Origin of the sequence: Salegentibacter sp., from assembly GCF_041642575.1 — a bacterium.
Taxonomy (GTDB): Bacteria; Bacteroidota; Bacteroidia; order Flavobacteriales; family Flavobacteriaceae; genus Salegentibacter.
Window position 1 is genome coordinate 12703 of the sequence record NZ_JBEPWD010000026.1, and the last position, 16894, is coordinate 29596.

Genomic DNA, 16894 nt, shown 5'->3' on the forward strand with positions numbered 1-16894 from the left:
TTAAAACAAAATAATTATGATCGCCTTACGAGCCCTAGATTTTTCATTACCGCTTAGTAATCCTGTCCTCATTTTTGCATTAATTCTATTCATAATTTTATTTGCACCCATTCTGTTGAATAAACTTAAGATTCCACAGCTTATAGGATTGATCATTGCGGGGGCACTAATCGGTCCTAATGGTTTAAATTTCATGCTCAGGGATAGCAGTATTGAACTTTTTGGAACCGTGGGTTTGCTCTACATTATGTTTCTGGCCGGGCTGGAGATCGATATGGGTGATTTTAAAAAAAATAGTGGAAAAAGCCTGGTTTTTGGTTTATATACCTTTATTATTCCTATGACTCTCGGTACCGTAGCCGGGTTTTATTTCCTAGATTATACTATAGCGACTTCGGTTCTTCTTGCAAGTATGTTCGCTTCACATACTCTTATTTCCTACCCTATAGCAAGTAAACTTGGAATCGCAAAAAATAAAGCGGTGAACATTACTGTTGGTGGTACTGTTATTACCGATACCCTGGCCTTACTTGTACTTGCTGTTATCGTAGGAATGTCGTCTGGTGAGATCACCAATGAATTTTGGCTTCGACTTTCCATTTCCGTGGTGGTTTTTGGCCTTATTGTTATGTTGCTTTTTCCTGTTATTGGACGTTGGTTTTTTAAGCGGTATGATGATAATATTTCTCAGTACATTTTTGTACTAGGAATGGTATTTCTGGCTTCTTTCCTGGCTGAAGCAGCAGGTATTGAGGCAATTATTGGGGCTTTCCTTGCAGGGCTGGCACTAAACCGCCTTATTCCCTTAACGTCACCTTTAATGAACAGGATAGAATTTGTAGGGAATGCTCTTTTTATCCCATTTTTCCTAATTGGAGTGGGAATGCTTATTGATTACGAGGCATTTTTCGAGGATTTCGAGACCATTAAAGTAGCCCTAATCATGACTTTTATTGCTCTTCTGGCTAAGTTTCTTGCAGCTTTTCTCACACAGAAAACCTTTAATTTTAATAGTACGGAGCGCCAGCTAATCTTTGGGCTTAGCAGTGCACAGGCAGCTGCAACACTTGCTGCTGTTTTGGTTGGTTATGAGGTGATTATCGGAGAGACTCCTGATGGAGAACCTATACGATTACTCAGCGAAAGTATTTTGAATGGAACAATTCTTATGATCCTGGTTACCTGTACAGTTGCTTCTTTTGCAACCCAAAGGGCGGGTCAGAAAATCGCTCTGCAGTCGGTTACTGAAACTGAAGATGATGAGGAGTCAGAAGAACGAATTTTGATTCCGGTAAGGAATTTAAAAACTACTGAAGAACTTATTAATCTTAGTATCACTATAAAATCTCCAAAGAACACAAAAGGCCTATTCGCCCTAAATGTTATTAATAATGATCTTGAAGGCTCTGATAGTGAATCGGAGAAAAAGGCTGAAAAGGTTCTTAATCGCGCATCTGTCACAGCAGCTGCCACTGATAATGAAGTTCAGGAATTGCTTCGATACGATGTGAATATTGTAAATGCCATAACAAGTACCATAAAAGAGAAAAAGATCACAGACCTGATCCTCGGGCTACACCAAAAACAGGATATTTCTGAATCCTTTTTAGGAAATCTTACCGAGGGAATCTTATCTAAGAGTAACATAACTACTCTAATCTATAAACCGGTACAGCCAATGGCTACAATAAAAAGGCATATAGTGGTTGTTCCCCCCGGGGCCGAACAGGTTATCGGTTTTCCGTTCTGGTTATTGAAAGTTTGGAATATTGCTCGAAACACTGGCGCCACTTTAAAATTTTATGCAACAGAAGAAACCCTGAAGTATGTAAAAGAAATACAGAAGAAATATCCTGTTGAGGTAGAATTTGTGGAATTCACAGACTGGAGTGAGTTTTTAATAATTTCAAGGGACATAAATGACAATGATAATCTTTTGATCGTTCTAAGTAGAAAGGAAGGACATTCTTACAATAAAATGATGGCCAAAATTCCTGGGTATCTGAATAAATTTTTCAAAGAAAATAATTTTATTCTAATTTACCCTATGCAGGCGGTAGGTACAATATCCAAGAGCTATAATAATTCGGCATTACAAGTCCCTTATCAGGCTAACTGGGAGAATTTTGAAGATCTTAGCAAAACCCTGCAGTCGGTTTTCAAAAAGAATAAAGCCTGATTATAATCCCTTGAGTTGTGCTTTTTTTACCTTTTTAAACAGATTGGAAGAATAAATGAAATCAGTTACGGTTTCATCTTCGGTTTTAAACACCTGGTCTTTGTCTCCCTTCCAGGCTAAGACCCCATCTTTAAGAAAGGCGATATTTTCACCAATTTCAAGCACCGAGTTCATATCATGAGTGATGATAACCGTTGTGATATCGTATTCCCTGGTAATCTCCTGAATTAGATTATCTATTACGGTAGCTGTTTTGGGATCCAGTCCGGAGTTTGGTTCGTCACAAAAAAGATATTTGGGGCGGTTCACAATTGCACGTGCGATGGAAACCCGTTTTTGCATCCCTCCACTAATTTCTGACGGGTATTTTTTTTCACTGCCATCAAGATTAACTCGCTTCAATACCTCATTAACCCGTTTCATCAGCTTGCTCCTGCTTTGTTTAGTAAACATCCTTAAAGGAAAAAGAACATTCTCCTCAACAGTCATCGAATCGAAAAGAGCGCCTCCCTGAAAAACCATCCCTATTTGCTTACTGAGATCTTTTTTCTCGTCTTCGGTGAATTCTGAATATGGTTTTCCGTCGTATTCAATTACCCCTTCATCAGGAAGAAAAAGACCCAGCATGCATTTCAATAAAACACTTTTTCCTGACCCGGATTGACCGATGATAAGATTGGTTTTTCCGCGTTCAAAGACAAAATCTATTCCCTTTAAAACTTCTTCCCCGTCAAATGCTTTATGAATGTTTTTAACTTCTATCATCGCCTAACTTAATAATAACTGGGTTACAATATAATTGGTTACAATAATCACCACACTGGTCCATACAAAAGAAGTGGTGCTGGCCTGGCCTACTTCCAAGGCTCCACCCTTCATATAATAACCATGATATGCAGGTACTGTGGCAAGGATAAAGGCAAATAAAAAGGTTTTTACAAAGGCATATGTGAGGTGAAAGGGATCGAAATCATCCTGGAGACCTTCAATGAAGGCATCGGGACCAACAAAACCTCCAAAAACCGCTGCAACATAGGCGCCGATAATCCCAAGAAACATAGAAATAGCGATCACGAAGGGATAAGTGAGCATGGCGATCACTTTTGGAAAAATAAGATAGTTCAACGAGTTTATTCCCATTACCTCCAGGGCGTCAATTTGCTCGGTAACGTTCATAGAACCGATACTGGATGTAATGTAAGAACCTACCTTTCCCGCCATGATTATCGAGATGAAAGTTGGAGCAAACTCCAGGATCACCGATTGTCTTGCAGCATAAGCTACAAGTGTTTTCGGAATTAACGGATTTGTAAGATTTAGTGCTGTTTGAATTGCGACTACACCACCGATGAAAAAAGAAAGGAAAGCTACGATTCCAATTGAACCAATTATAAGATCATCTATCTCTTTAAAAATCAGATCTTTTAAAACCGATCTTTTGGTCATTCGGCCAAAGACCCCTTTCAGCATTAAAAAATATTCTCCAATGGAGTGCAAATAGTTCATTCACCAATTTTTGTAAAGCTAAAATACTAAAAAATCAGTCCAAAGTATTTAACGTAGAATTAAACTTTAGCCATTGGTTTGAATTCCCTTAAGACATAACGGTAAGATAGAGTTGTTCTTTAAAGAACCAATGCAGTGAGTGGAACATAAGAGTAATTTAAAACAATTTACTCCGCATCTTTTTCCAACGCAGCTTTCTAATAAATTGGCCTTCTTCTTCATTTACAAGAAAAGGCTGTTTTTCATTTTTAGCTTTGAAATAACCTTGCAGATAATCCTTAAAGTAGGAGGTTTTTTCCTTTTTTAGGGCCAGTTTTGCAGAGGCTATTATACTTATTACAAGGCCATAGCGCAGACTGTAGAAGGCTTCGCCCTGTTTGTTTTTGGAAGATTTATTGTAGTTTGTTCCGGTGGGTTTCAGGTGCTTGACTACTAGTTTTTTGTCGGTTTTTATTTTCCAACCATGGTATTGCGCAAGAAGTTCATCTACAGTATCCCAGCCCATAGCTGGTTTTAAACCGCCAATAGCATTGAAACAGTCTTTTTTATAAGCTTTTAAGGCTCCTCTAATATGGTCTTTCCCTGTAAGATTTTCCAGTTCCCAGGATTCTCCTTGTTTGATACTGCAAAATCCACCTGCCATTCCCACCTCCGGTTTCCGGAAATGAGCTGCGATTTTTTCTAAATAATCTTCAGGAAAGATGAGGTCTGCATCAAATTTGCAAATTATGTCATAGTTATCATCCAGGGTTTCCAGCCCTAACCTAAAGGCTTTTATTACCTTCGCTCCGGGTTCATGGGGATCTTGCAAAAAGTTGTGTACAAGACTTATTTCCGGATTTTCTTCTGCATATTTCAGGACAATTTCTGGCGTAGCATCGGTGGAGCCATCATTGACCACCACGATCTTTTTTGCAGGAAGACTTTGCCTCACTAAGGATTGCAAAGTCTTTCCTATAAATTGAGCTTCATTATGCGCAGGAATTACGATGTAGAAATTCAATAAATTTGAATTTTAATACTGATAAACTACAGCATTGATATTCATTCCCGCACCCACACTGGCAAAAATAATGACATCACCTTTCTCAAGGTTCTGATCGGCTATTTTTCCTTTGCGAACCAGATCAAAAAGAGTTGGTACGGTAGCCACACTACTGTTACCTAATTCCTGGATGGTCATAGGCATTACGTGATCTGGCACCGGTTCTTTGTACATTCTGTAGAAGCGTTTTATGATGGCATCGTCCATCTTTTCATTGGCCTGATGAATAAATATCTTTTTAAGGTCCTTTATGTCTTTTCCGCTTTTTTCAAGGCAGGATTTCATCGCTGCAGGAACATGACTCAATGCGAACTCATAGATCTTGCGACCATTCATTTTAATATACCTAATGTCTTCTGGAGCACCGGTATTATTCGATTTTCCGAAGAAAATATAATTTGCTTCGCTAAAACTGTAAGTAGCCGATTCGTGGGAAAGAATCCCACCTTCTTCTTCGGTGGCTTCCAGAACCGCAGCACCCGCTCCATCAGAAAATATCATTGAGTCCCGATCGTGATGATCTACCACTCTGGATAAAGCTTCGGCACCAATTACCAAACATTTTTTAGCCATTCCGGCTTTGATAAAAGCCTGTGCCTGGATCATTCCTTCTATCCAGCCCGGACAGCCGAAAAGAACATCATAACAAACACATTTAGGATTTTTAATACGTAAGTGATACTTAACCCTTGTGGCAAGACTGGGCACAGTATCGCTTTGAAGATTTTTCGCTTTCACATCTCCATAATTGTGAGCAACGATTATATAATCTAAAGTTTCAGGATCTGTTTTGGCATCTTCCAGAGCCCTTTGAGCGGCAAGCATGGCAATATCTGATGTATTGAGATTGTCCTCGATATAACGTCTTTCCTCAATACCCGTTATTGCTTTGAATTTTTCTATGGTCGTTTTATTGTCATGAGGGAATCCCGACCCATCGGCATTTAAAAATTCATGCTGTTGAAAATCGGCATTCTTAGTAATTATGTTGGGAATATAACTTCCTGTGCCGCTTATTTTTATATTCATATTTCCGGGGCTTATCGGTTTAAGAACTAAATTAATAAAATGATCTGTAAAAGATATCTAATCCAAAATTTAATTACATAATTAGACGAAAAATAAAGGCGAAACTTTCGTTCCGCCTCTGTTTTATACTTCAGCGTATTCCTCGGTAGGAGGGCATGAGCACATTAAATTCCTGTCTCCAAAAGCTTCATCTACTCTTCGTACACTAGGCCAGAATTTATTGTCCGCAATATAATCGAGCGGGAATGCAGCTTTCTGTCTGGAATATGAGAAATTCCAGTTATCTGTGGTCAACATCCCTAAAGTATGAGGCGCATTTTTCAATACGTTATCAACTTCCTCTGATGAAGTTTCTTCAATTTCCTTTCTAATGGAGATCAAGGCATCACAGAACCTGTCCAGTTCGGCCTTGCTTTCGCTTTCCGTAGGCTCGATCATTAAGGTTCCTGCGACAGGGAACGAAACTGTAGGGGAGTGGAACCCGTAATCGATAAGACGTTTTGCAATATCGGTTACTTCAATTCCTTTAGCTTTAAATGGCCTGCAATCCACAATCATCTCGTGGGCCGCTCTTCCTCTTTCTCCTGAATAAAGGGTTTTGAAATGTTCGTTTAATCTTTCCTTAACATAATTCGCATTCAGAATAGCATATTCGGTGGCTTTCTGAAGACCTTTGCTTCCAAGCATTTTGATATAACCATAAGAGATCAAACATACCAGGGAAGATCCCCAGGGAGCTGAGGAAATCGCACCGATGGCATTTTCACCGCCGGTTTTGATTACAGGATTGCCCGGTAGGAATGGTTTTAACTGTTCGGCCACGCAAATAGGTCCAACTCCGGGACCGCCGCCCCCATGTGGGATGGCGAAGGTTTTGTGTAAATTTAAATGACATACATCGGCTCCAATAACTCCGGGATTGGTAAGCCCAACCTGAGCGTTCATATTGGCCCCATCCATATAAACCTGCCCGCCATTATCATGAATAATAGTCGTGATCTCACGAATGGCCGATTCAAATACTCCGTGCGTAGAAGGATAAGTAACCATGAGGGCTGCAAGGTTGTCCTTGTGCTTCAGGGCTTTTTCCCTTAAATCCTCTACGTCAATATTTCCGTTTTCAGAAGCCTTGGTCACTACCACATCCATCCCCGCCATCACCGCTGATGCAGGATTGGTTCCGTGAGCCGAAGAGGGGATAAGACAGATATTTCTGTGTCCTTCTCCTCGGGATTCATGATAAGCTCTAATAACCATTAAACCAGCATATTCCCCCTGTGCACCGGAATTTGGTTGCAAGGAGGTTGCCGAAAATCCTGTGATCTCATTTAATTGTTTCTCTAATTCGTGCAGTACGAAATGGTAGCCGGCAGCTTGATCAACTGGTACAAATGGGTGAATATTTCCCCATTGTGGATTGCTGAGCGGAAGCATTTCAGAAGCCGCATTCAGTTTCATGGTACAGGACCCCAGAGAAATCATCGAATGATTGAGCGAAAGATCTTTGCGTTCCAGTTTTTTTATGTAACGCATCATTTCAGTCTCAGAATGATAAGAGTTGAAAACCTCGTGCGTAAGGAAATCGGTTTTTCGTTTTAATTCAGCAGGGATTTTTTCTTCTGTTGAAAGTTCTTCCACAGTAGATATGTCTTTGGCCGCAAGCTGAGCGAAAACAGCAATAATATTATTTAGATCCTCAATATTAGTTGTTTCATTTAGGGAAATAAGAACCGTTTCCTCATCCGGATAAAAGAAATTTATCTCTTTCCCCTCTGCGATCTGTTTTATACTGTCGGCATTAGCTTTAATTTGTAAAGTATCGAAATAGGCAGAATTCACCTGTTCAAATCCTAATTCTTCTAATTCTTTTTCCAGGCTTACCGCTGAAGCGTGCACAGTATCGGCTATATACTTTAATCCCTCAGGACCGTGGTAAACCCCGTACATTCCTGCCATAACGGCAAGCAATACCTGAGCTGTACAGATATTGGAAGTAGCTTTGTCGCGTTTGATGTGTTGTTCCCTTGTTTGCAGAGCCATTCGCAAGGCCTGATTGCCATCCACATCTTTTGTAACCCCAATGATCCTTCCTGGGATATTTCTCTTGTATTCTTCTTTGGTGGCGAAAAAAGCCGCATGAGGCCCACCGTATCCCAGTGGAATTCCAAATCGCTGGGTAGTACCAATTACAACATCAACGCCTAATTCCCCTGGAGCTTGCAGTTTTACAAGGCTGAGAATATCGGCTGCAACTGCAGTTTTTATTCCGGCATCCTGGCACTTTGAAATAAAATCACTGTAATTGAATACTTGTCCTGATTTCCCCGGGTATTGAACAAGAACTCCAAAATATTCTTCAGAAAAATCAAATTCTTCGTGATTACCAACTACAATCTCTATTCCAAGTGGTGTAGCCCGGGTTTCGATTAATGAAATGCTTTGAGGTAGAACTTCTTCAGAAACAAAGAATTTATTTACGTTATCTTTTTTCTGTTTGCGATCTCTTAAGGCATAAAGAAGTGAAATTGCTTCAGCAGCCGCAGTAGATTCGTCAAGTAAGGAGGCATTAGCGAGTTCCATTCCGGTAAGGTCGCTTACCATGGTTTGGAAATTCAGTAGGGCTTCCAGTCTCCCCTGGGCAATCTCTGCCTGGTAAGGAGTGTAGGCCGTATACCAACCCGGATTTTCAAGGATGTTTCGTTGGATCACAGCAGGCAATATTGACTGGTGGTAACCCAGGCCTATATAACTCTTGAAAACTTTATTCTTAGCAGCAAGTTTACCAATGTGCTCGGCATATTGTTGTTCACTTAAAGCAGAAGAAAGGTTTAAAGGAGATTTTAAGCGGATATCATCCGGGATAGTTTCATATATTAATTGCTCGAGGGTGTCTACGCCTATGGTTTGAAGCATGTCCTGTAGATTGCTTTCTTTAGGGCCTATATGGCGTAGTGCAAAAGAATCTGTTTTCATTAAAATAAAGTTGTGTTTTGTACTGCGAAATTACGGATTTTAAACGTAATTTTTTATAATTTGAAGTTGAGACTTGTTAAGATTTTAATGCTCTATTCAGCAAACTTCAGATTGTTTATTTTAGCCGGGTGAGGGTTCTCAGAAATATTTTCGATTTTTACATAAATAGCAGTGTTCATGTTGCATTGGCTGTAGTTGCTTTAAGTCTTTTGAGCTATTTGGAATATGGTATTCTGCCCAATTTTGAGCTCCTTATTTTTATTTTCTTCGGAAGCATTACAGGTTACAATTTTGTGAAATATGCGGGTCTTGCTAAACTGCATCATCGTAGTCTTGCCAAAAACCTAAAACTTATTCAGATTTTTTCATTCCTGGTTTTTCTCGGGATGGTTTATTTTGCATTTCTCCAAACCTGGGAGGTATTATTAACAAGCGCCTTGCTGGGATTCTTAACTTTATTATATGCTGCTCCCGTCCTTACACGAAACAGGAATCTGCGCGACCTGGCAGGAATTAAAATTCTTATAATCGCTCTGGTATGGGCAGGGGTGGCCGTAATTCTACCGATAATTAATCAGCCTGAAATTGGTTTTACGGAGAAAGTGCTTATGTTTTTACAGCGCTTCCTGTTTGTGGTAGTGCTTACTTTGCCCTTCGAAATAAGGGATCTGGAATTTGATGCTGAGCATTTGGCTACAATTCCGCAGAAAATTGGGATAAAAAAAACCCGCCTTTTGGGCTGGTTAATGATAGTAGTAATTTTGGTGCTGGAAATCTTTAAAGAGGAATTTAATCCGGTAAATTTTAGTGCTCTTGCCGCAGTAGCTCTGTTAAGTGCTTATGCTCTGAAACTGGTTGATAAAAAACAGTCGGCGTATTTTGCAGCTTTTTGGGTAGAATCGCTGCCCATAGCCTGGGTGATCCTTTGGTTTATTTTACAGATCCTTGTTTAGAGATTTCCTTTTTTAGTCGTTCCTTGATATTTCTTTTCTCTTCAGAAGTGCAGCCTTTGATCCTTGCTTTTTTTATTAGCTCAGTGAGTTTGGAATTTTTGGTGGAATATTCACGGCATCTTTTACAAAACAAATTGTGAATTATCATACTGGTTTTTTCCCTTAGACTTGCCTCATTATACTCTTTTTTGTCGCAACAATTGGCGGCGCCAGAGCAATCAAGGATAAAAAATTTAGGTTTCTGCATAACTAAAGCCATTTTTTTTCTAAACAGGCGGCGAGAGCCGTTCGGGCCCGGTGTATTATTACCCAAAGGTTAGACGGGGTGATTTTAAATTCATTACACACCGCTTCGGTATCTGCCCCATCAATTGTTTTCATTTTAAAAATTGCGGCTTGCTTTGGATTGATCTCATCCAGGCATTCCAGAATGGCTAATCTTAACTCCTCGTTTTCCATCTCATCTTCGGCACTGCGGTCAAAATCATCAGCCACTTGTTCCTCCAGCCAATCTCCGTTGTTTTCGTCATCTGAATAGTTGATCCGCACTTCTGCCTTTCCTTTTTGTGAGTTGATCCTGCGGTAATAATCTATAACCTTTCGTTTCAGGATTGAAATAAGCCAGGTGCGTTCAGAAGCTTTGCCTAAAAAATTGTCTTTCGAATTTAGACCGGCAAGGAAAGTTTCAGAAACCAAATCGTTAGCTATCTCGCGATCGTTCACCCGAACAATTGCGTAGTTAAAAAGGTAGTCAGCATATTTGTCTACCCATTTATTGGGATCTAACGTATGTTTAGGCATAGGTTTCTTAAATATCCTTTCAAAATTAACAACTTTAAACTGATTTATAGTTATAAAAAATATAAGTTTCAATGGGGAAAAACCGGGTATTTAGCTGAATATGCTCAAATACCCGGTTCTGTACTTTTATTTTTCAAGTAAACCGGCTCTTTTCAACAAAGCTTCAGGGCTTGGCTCTTTTCCGCGGAAACGCTTATAAAGGGTCATTGGATGTTCGGTGCCACCACGGGAAAGGATCACCGACTTAAATTTATTGGCGATCTCCCTGCTGAAAATTCCGTTTTCCTGAAAAAATTCAAAAGTATCGGCATCCAGAACTTCGGCCCATTTATAAGAATAATAACCTGCTGAATAGCCACCCTGAAATATATGCGAGAAAGCAGTGCTCATACAGTTTTCTGGCACATCAGGATACAATTTAGTAGGTTCAAAGGCTTTGTCTTCATGCGCTTTCACATCAGTAACATCGGTTGGATCTATGCCGTGCCAGCTTAGATCGAGTAAGCCGAAGCTAAGTTGACGTAGGGTAGCCATTCCTTCATGGAAATTAGCAGATTCTTTGATCTTTTTCACCAGCTCCATCGGAATTATTTCCCCGGTTTTATAATGTTTGGCAAATAGTTCAAGTGCCTCTTTTTCATAACACCAGTTCTCCAGAACCTGACTGGGAAGTTCAACGAAATCCCAGTACACATTTGCACCCGAAAGACTGGGGTAAGTGGTATCTGCCAACATTCCGTGCAAAGCGTGCCCGAATTCGTGAAATAAGGTAGTCACTTCATTGAAGGTTAGAAGAGAAGGTTGTGTTTTTGATGGCTTGGTGAAATTGCAAACAATGGAAATATGAGGTCGCTCCTTTTTACCGTCTTTTACATACTGGGATTTGTAACCCGTCATCCAGGCGCCATCGCGTTTTCCAGGACGCGGATGGAAATCGGCGTAAAAGAGAGCTACTGAGTTTTCTTCCTCATCGCTAACCTGGTAGGTTTTAACATCGGGATGGTATTTGTCTATATCATTTACCTCCTTAAAAGAAAGTCCGTAAAGTCTGTTTGCAATTTCAAAAACTCCATTTATAACGTTTTCAAGCTTAAAATATGGTTTCAACTTTTCATCGTCCAGATCAAAGCGTTTTTGTTTAAGTTTTTCAGCATAGAAAGCGGCATCCCATTTCTCCAGTCGGTCAATATTATTTAATCCTTTGGCGAAATCTTCCAATTCCTTGAATTCTTTTTGGGCTGCAGGTTTCGCTTTTTTAAGCAATTCTTCCAGGAAGCTGTTTACTTTTTCCGGGGTTTCAGCCATTCTTTCTTCCAGGACAAAATCGGCGTGGGTTTTAAACCCAAGTAGTTGGGCTCTTTGGTGTCGCAGCTTTACGATTTGCAGAACATTTTCCTGGTTATCCAGCTCATCTCCATGAAAGCCTTTAGAGCCAAAGGCAAGGGCCATCTTTTTACGCAGTTCCCGATTTTCAACATATTTCATAAAAGGCAGAAAACTGGGGTACTCCAGGGTGAACATCCATCCTTCTTTACTTCTCGATTCAGCGACAGATCTGGCTTCCTCTTTGAAACTTACCGGCAGGCCCTTTAGGTCTTCTTCCTCAGTAATGTGAAGCTCAAATTTATTGGTTTCTGCCAAAACGTTTTCCCCGAATTTAAGACTTAAAGAAGAAAGTTTCTTGTCGATATCTCTTAGTTCCTGTTGTTTTTCTTCAGAAAGATTAGCGCCGTTTCTGGCAAAAGCTTTGTATTTTTTATCCAGGAGCGTTTGTTGTTCTACATTAAGATCAAGCTGGTCTATTTTATCATAAACAGCTTTTACCCGTTCGAAAAGAGCTTTATTCAGAATAATGTCATTTCTGAATTCGGACAAAAGAGGGGACACTTCCTGAGCGATCTCCTGGATCTCCTTGTTGGTTTCAGCAGAATTTAAATTGAAAAATATGCTGGTGATTCTATCAAGTTGTTTTCCTGAAAATTCAAGTTCTTCAATGGTATTGGGAAAATCAGGGGTTCCTTCCGTCTTTGTAATGGAATCTATTTCCCTGCGAGCCATTTCAATGGCTTCAGTTATAGCCGGTTTAAAATGTTCGGTTTTAATAGAGGAAAAGGGTGCATATTCGAAGTCCTGTAACAGGGGATTGGATGTATTCATAGTTTTAAAATTGACGTTTTGTGAAAATTTTATAACACAAAAGGGAGTTTTTTAACAAAATTATGTATATTCGAAGCTTAAATAAGACAACACTGGCAGTGTGATCTTCTTTTAAAGTTTTTCTGGATTAATATTTTAGAATGGTTAATAAATTATTTTACAGATTTTAGAACTAACACTGCTATAGGCCACGTCGAAAGACGTGGCTTCTTTATTTCTACTTCTTCTTAAGCTTTTCTGCTCCTTCGATCACTTTTTGTTTAAGTCCTTCCTTATAAAAAATAACCTTATCCAGAGTGCATTTATCTGCTGTTCCTATAATTTGAGCGGCCAGGATACCCGCGTTTTTAGCACCATTCAGGGCTACCGTGGCAACGGGTACTCCCCCGGGCATTTGAAGGATGGAAAGTACAGAATCCCAGCCATCTATGGAGTTACTGGATTTCACCGGCACTCCTATAACGGGAAGAGGAGATAAAGAAGCGATCATCCCCGGCAAATGTGCAGCTCCGCCGGCGCCGGCAATGATTACTTTAATGCCGCGTTTGTGGGCTGTTTTTCCGTATTCGAATAATTTCTCCGGAGTTCGATGGGCTGAGACGATATCTACTTCCACTTCAATGTCAAAACCCTTTAATATGTCTATGGCGTCCTGCATCACCGGCATATCGCTGGTGCTTCCCATTATTACTGCTACTTTGCTCATATTACTTACTTATTACTTTTATTGAATTTTTCACTTCCTCCGCGATCTTCCTGGCTTTTTTTAAATCCTTGTGCACGATAGTGACATGGCCCATCTTTCTAAAGGGACGGGTTATCTTTTTGCCATAGATGTGTGGGGTTACTCCATCCATCTTTAGGATCTTTTCGATATTCTCATACACAACCTCTCCCTCATAATCCTTATCGCCAACTAAATTTACCATAATTCCCCCGACTTTGCTTTCAGTTTTTCCCAGGGGTAGATCTAAAATGGCCCGAACCTGTTGTTCAAACTGATTGGTGTATGAAGCTTCAATGCTGTAATGGCCACTGTTGTGAGGCCGTGGAGCAACTTCATTTACAAGAACTTCATCATCTTCCGTCTGGAACATTTCTACAGCTAGCAGGCCCACATGATTAAATGCTTCGGAAACTTTTTCTGCCAGGTTTCTGGCTTTTTCTGCTACTTTTTCTTCGATTCGTGCAGGACAGATAACATATTCTACCTGGTTGGCAGTAGGATGGAATTCCATTTCTACCACAGGATAAGTCCTGATCTCTCCCGAAGGGTTTCTGGCTACTATTACTGCAAGTTCATTTTTAAATGGGACAAGGTTCTCGGCTATACATTCTCCGTCTGAAATTTGGCTCAGATCTTCTTTACTTTTTATTACAGCAACGCCTTTTCCATCATAACCACCGGTAGCGCCTTTCCAAACAAATGGAAGCTCTAAGTTTCCAGTTTCTATGGCGGCAAGAAGTTTGTCTTTGCTTTCAAAAACTTCAAATGCTGCTGTAGGAATATTTTTCTCTTTGTAGAATTTTTTCTGAATGGCTTTATTCTGGATCTTATCCAAAGTATCTGCCGAGGGCCAGGTTTTTATGCCTTCTTTTTCAAGCTGTCTCAGCGCCTGGATGTTTACGCCTTCAATTTCAAAGGTGAGCACGTCTACCTTTCTTCCAAAGTTTAAAACCGTTTCATAATTCATGAGGTCTCCCTGCTCAAAATAATTACAGGAGATCCTGCAAGGAGCTTCGGGGCTCGGATCTAAAACATGGGTGTGGATATCGAATTTCCGGGTCTCGTAGAGCATCATTTTTCCCAGCTGTCCTCCCCCGAGGATGCCAAGCTTAAAGTCTGAAGAAAAATAATTTTGCATAAGGATTTACTGTTTAGGCAAAAATAAATTTTTAAGGCGTACTGCCCTACTTAATCTTATATAATTCAGCAGGTCTAGTGATAGAGAATCCTTATCTTTGCCTTTTTAAAATTTTTTAGTTTTGATAAAATTACACGACCTCAGTTTCGAGCCTTATATCTCAGAAGCAGAAATCGATGCAGCTATCATTCGTGTAGCCGCTCGGTTAAATGAAGATTACAAAGATGAAAATCCTGTGTTTTTAGGGGTTTTGAACGGAGCTTTTATGTTTGCTTCAGAAGTGATTAAAAGATTTGAAGGAGACTGTGAAGTGAGTTTCGTGAAACTCGGTTCCTACCAGGGCACTGAATCTTCCGGGAATGTAGAAACCCTGCTCGGCTTAAACCATTCCTTGGAAGACCGGAAGGTAATCTTGCTGGAAGATATTGTAGACACAGGAAATACTTTAAACACCATAAACGCTATTCTGGAAAAAGAAGGAGTTGCAGGATATGAAGTCGTGACTCTTTTCTATAAACCTGAAGCATATAAAAGAAAGTTCAATATTAAATATGTAGGAATTGAAATTCCTAATAAATTTATAGTAGGTTACGGTTTGGACTATGATGGTCTTGGGCGAAATTTGCGCCAGGTATATAAACTCAAAGAAAATAAAATGACAAATTTGGTATTGTTCGGTCCTCCCGGGGCCGGAAAAGGAACGCAGGCAACGATCCTGAAGGAGAAATACAATCTGGTACATATCTCTACCGGAGACGTTTTTAGATATAATATTAAGAACAAAACGGAACTTGGACTCAGTGCCAAAGCTTTTATCGATCGCGGAGAACTCGTACCGGATGAGATAACCATTAAAATGCTTAACGCCGAAGTGGTTAAAAATGAAGATAGTAATGGTTTTATCTTTGACGGATTTCCACGTACCGAAGCTCAGGCTGATGCCCTTGACAAGCTTTTGCAGGAAAAAGGCACCGAAGTAAGCGCAATGATCGCCCTAGAGGTAGAAGATCACGTGTTGGTAGAGCGACTTCTGGAAAGAGGAAAGACTTCAGGACGTCCCGATGATGCCGATGAAACCGTGATAAGAAACCGTATTAAGGTATATTATGATGAAACTGCTATCCTGAAAGAATACTACAAAAAGCGGGGTAAATATTATGGTGTTGAAGGTGTAGGTTCAATTGATGAGATTACTGCCAGGTTGAGCGCGGTGATAGACGAACTGATGAAGAAGTAATATCGTTTTTATAACAAGCGAAAATAAGATTGAAATATGACTGAAGGGAATTTTGTTGATTATGTAAAGATTCACGTGGCCTCCGGAAAAGGAGGTAAAGGATCTGCACATTTACACCGCGAGAAATACATCACCAAAGGTGGTCCTGATGGGGGAGATGGTGGTCGTGGTGGCCATGTTATCATAAAAGGCAATAAAAATCTCTGGACGCTTTTTCACTTAAAATTCAAGAGACACGTAAAAGCCGAACACGGCGGAAACGGGTCAAAACAGCGTAGCTCTGGTGCCGAAGGTTCCGATGAGTATATTGAGGTACCCCTGGGAACCGTGATTCGGGATACCGACACCCAGGAAATCTTGCACGAGATCACTGAAGATGGTCAGGAATTTATTGTAGCCGAGGGTGGAAAAGGAGGGCTTGGGAACTGGCACTTTAAGAGTTCTACCAATCAAACTCCGCGATATGCTCAACCCGGTATTGATGGTGAATTAAAAGACATCACCCTGGAATTAAAAATCCTTGCCGATGTTGGTCTTGTTGGCTTTCCAAATGCAGGAAAATCTACTTTGCTATCAGTAATTACCGCAGCAAAACCCAAAATTGCCGATTACGAATTTACTACCCTTAAACCTAATCTGGGAATCGTTCAATATCGTGATTTCAAAACCTTTGTTGTAGCCGATATTCCCGGAATTATTGAAGGCGCCGCCGAGGGTAAAGGTATTGGACACAGATTTCTTAGACATATTGAACGTAATTCAACCTTGTTATTTCTTGTTCCTGCCGATGCACCGGATATCGTGAAGCAATATGAGATACTTTTAGATGAGCTTAGACGCTATAATCCCGAGATGCTGGTGAAAGATCGGCTTTTGGCTATCTCAAAAAGCGATATGCTTGATGCCGAATTAAAGGCCGAAATAAAGACAGAACTTGACGAAAATCTTGATGTTCCCTGGTTGTTTATTTCCTCGGTAGCGCAACAAGGTCTTCAGGAGTTAAAAGACAGGTTATGGGAAATGCTTAATAAGGAGCCTGTTTAATTCTTGTTAATCCCTGAGGTTGGCCCCTCATTTTTCTGTAATTTTAAGCTAATACATTAAAAATACAGACCTTATGAAGGCTCTTAAAATATTCCTCGTTTTTTT

13 protein-coding genes are annotated in these 16894 nt (G+C 40.1%); 4 read left to right on the forward strand and 9 right to left on the reverse strand.

The genetic code is table 11. The features are described from left to right. Nucleotides 1-16 precede the first annotated feature (16 nt). Nucleotides 17-2179: a cation:proton antiporter gene (locus ACESK1_RS06265; protein ID WP_372919036.1), complete on the forward strand. Its 2163-nt coding sequence runs from the start codon at nt 17-19 to the stop codon at nt 2177-2179. Here the strand turns inward: ACESK1_RS06265 and ACESK1_RS06270 are convergent, their stop codons facing one another. The 5 genes from ACESK1_RS06270 to gcvP all read right to left on the reverse strand — a co-directional run bounded on the left by ACESK1_RS06270 (nt 2180) and on the right by gcvP (nt 8732). Continuing rightward, nucleotides 2180-2944, reverse strand: a complete 765-nt coding sequence (locus tag ACESK1_RS06270; protein ID WP_372919038.1) for an ABC transporter ATP-binding protein — start codon at nt 2942-2944, stop codon at nt 2180-2182. Nucleotides 2945-2947: 3 nt separating this feature from the next. After that, nucleotides 2948-3685, reverse strand: a complete 738-nt coding sequence (locus ACESK1_RS06275; protein ID WP_372919040.1) for an MlaE family ABC transporter permease — start codon at nt 3683-3685, stop codon at nt 2948-2950. A 157-nt stretch (nt 3686-3842) separates the two neighbouring features. Beyond that, nucleotides 3843-4688: a glycosyltransferase family 2 protein gene (locus ACESK1_RS06280; RefSeq protein WP_372919042.1), complete on the reverse strand. Its 846-nt coding sequence runs from the start codon at nt 4686-4688 to the stop codon at nt 3843-3845. Between the two features lie 12 nt (nt 4689-4700). Further along, nucleotides 4701-5759 (reverse strand): 3-oxoacyl-ACP synthase III family protein, encoded by a 1059-nt coding sequence (locus tag ACESK1_RS06285; protein ID WP_372919044.1) that lies wholly within the window; start codon nt 5757-5759, stop codon nt 4701-4703. 123 nt (nt 5760-5882) lie between these two features. Next, the gene (gene gcvP, locus ACESK1_RS06290) at nt 5883-8732 is read right to left on the reverse strand and encodes an aminomethyl-transferring glycine dehydrogenase (RefSeq protein ID WP_372919046.1); all 2850 of its coding nucleotides are present in this window, start codon (nt 8730-8732) and stop codon (nt 5883-5885) included. 128 nt (nt 8733-8860) lie between these two features. On the opposite strand from gcvP, the gene ACESK1_RS06295 reads away from it, so the two are divergent. After that, a complete protein-coding gene (locus tag ACESK1_RS06295) occupies nt 8861-9685 on the forward strand; it encodes a hypothetical protein (protein ID WP_372919048.1) in 825 nt (274 codons plus the stop codon). Between the two features lie 249 nt (nt 9686-9934). On the opposite strand, the gene ACESK1_RS06300 is transcribed toward ACESK1_RS06295, so the two are convergent. The 4 genes from ACESK1_RS06300 to ACESK1_RS06315 form a co-directional block, all read right to left on the reverse strand. Beyond that, nucleotides 9935-10486 (reverse strand): sigma-70 family RNA polymerase sigma factor, encoded by a 552-nt coding sequence (locus ACESK1_RS06300; RefSeq protein WP_372919050.1) that lies wholly within the window; start codon nt 10484-10486, stop codon nt 9935-9937. Between the two features lie 126 nt (nt 10487-10612). After that, on the reverse strand, nt 10613-12643 hold the full coding sequence (locus tag ACESK1_RS06305; RefSeq protein WP_372919052.1) for a M3 family metallopeptidase: 2031 nt from the start codon (nt 12641-12643) through the stop codon (nt 10613-10615). Between the two features lie 217 nt (nt 12644-12860). Next, a complete protein-coding gene (gene purE, locus ACESK1_RS06310) occupies nt 12861-13349 on the reverse strand; it encodes a 5-(carboxyamino)imidazole ribonucleotide mutase (protein WP_372919054.1) in 489 nt (162 codons plus the stop codon). Between the two features lies 1 nt (nt 13350). Further along, entirely contained in the window at nt 13351-14508 is a 1158-nt protein-coding gene (locus ACESK1_RS06315) for a 5-(carboxyamino)imidazole ribonucleotide synthase (protein WP_372919056.1), read from the reverse strand. A 121-nt stretch (nt 14509-14629) separates the two neighbouring features. On the opposite strand from ACESK1_RS06315, the gene ACESK1_RS06320 reads away from it, so the two are divergent. Together ACESK1_RS06320 and obgE are read left to right on the forward strand one after the other, a co-directional pair. Beyond that, complete coding sequence (locus ACESK1_RS06320) at nt 14630-15745, forward strand: adenylate kinase (protein WP_372919058.1); 1116 nt, start codon at nt 14630-14632, stop codon at nt 15743-15745. Between the two features lie 36 nt (nt 15746-15781). Then, on the forward strand, nt 15782-16789 hold the full coding sequence (gene obgE / locus ACESK1_RS06325; protein ID WP_372919060.1) for a GTPase ObgE: 1008 nt from the start codon (nt 15782-15784) through the stop codon (nt 16787-16789). Nucleotides 16790-16894 lie beyond the last annotated feature (105 nt).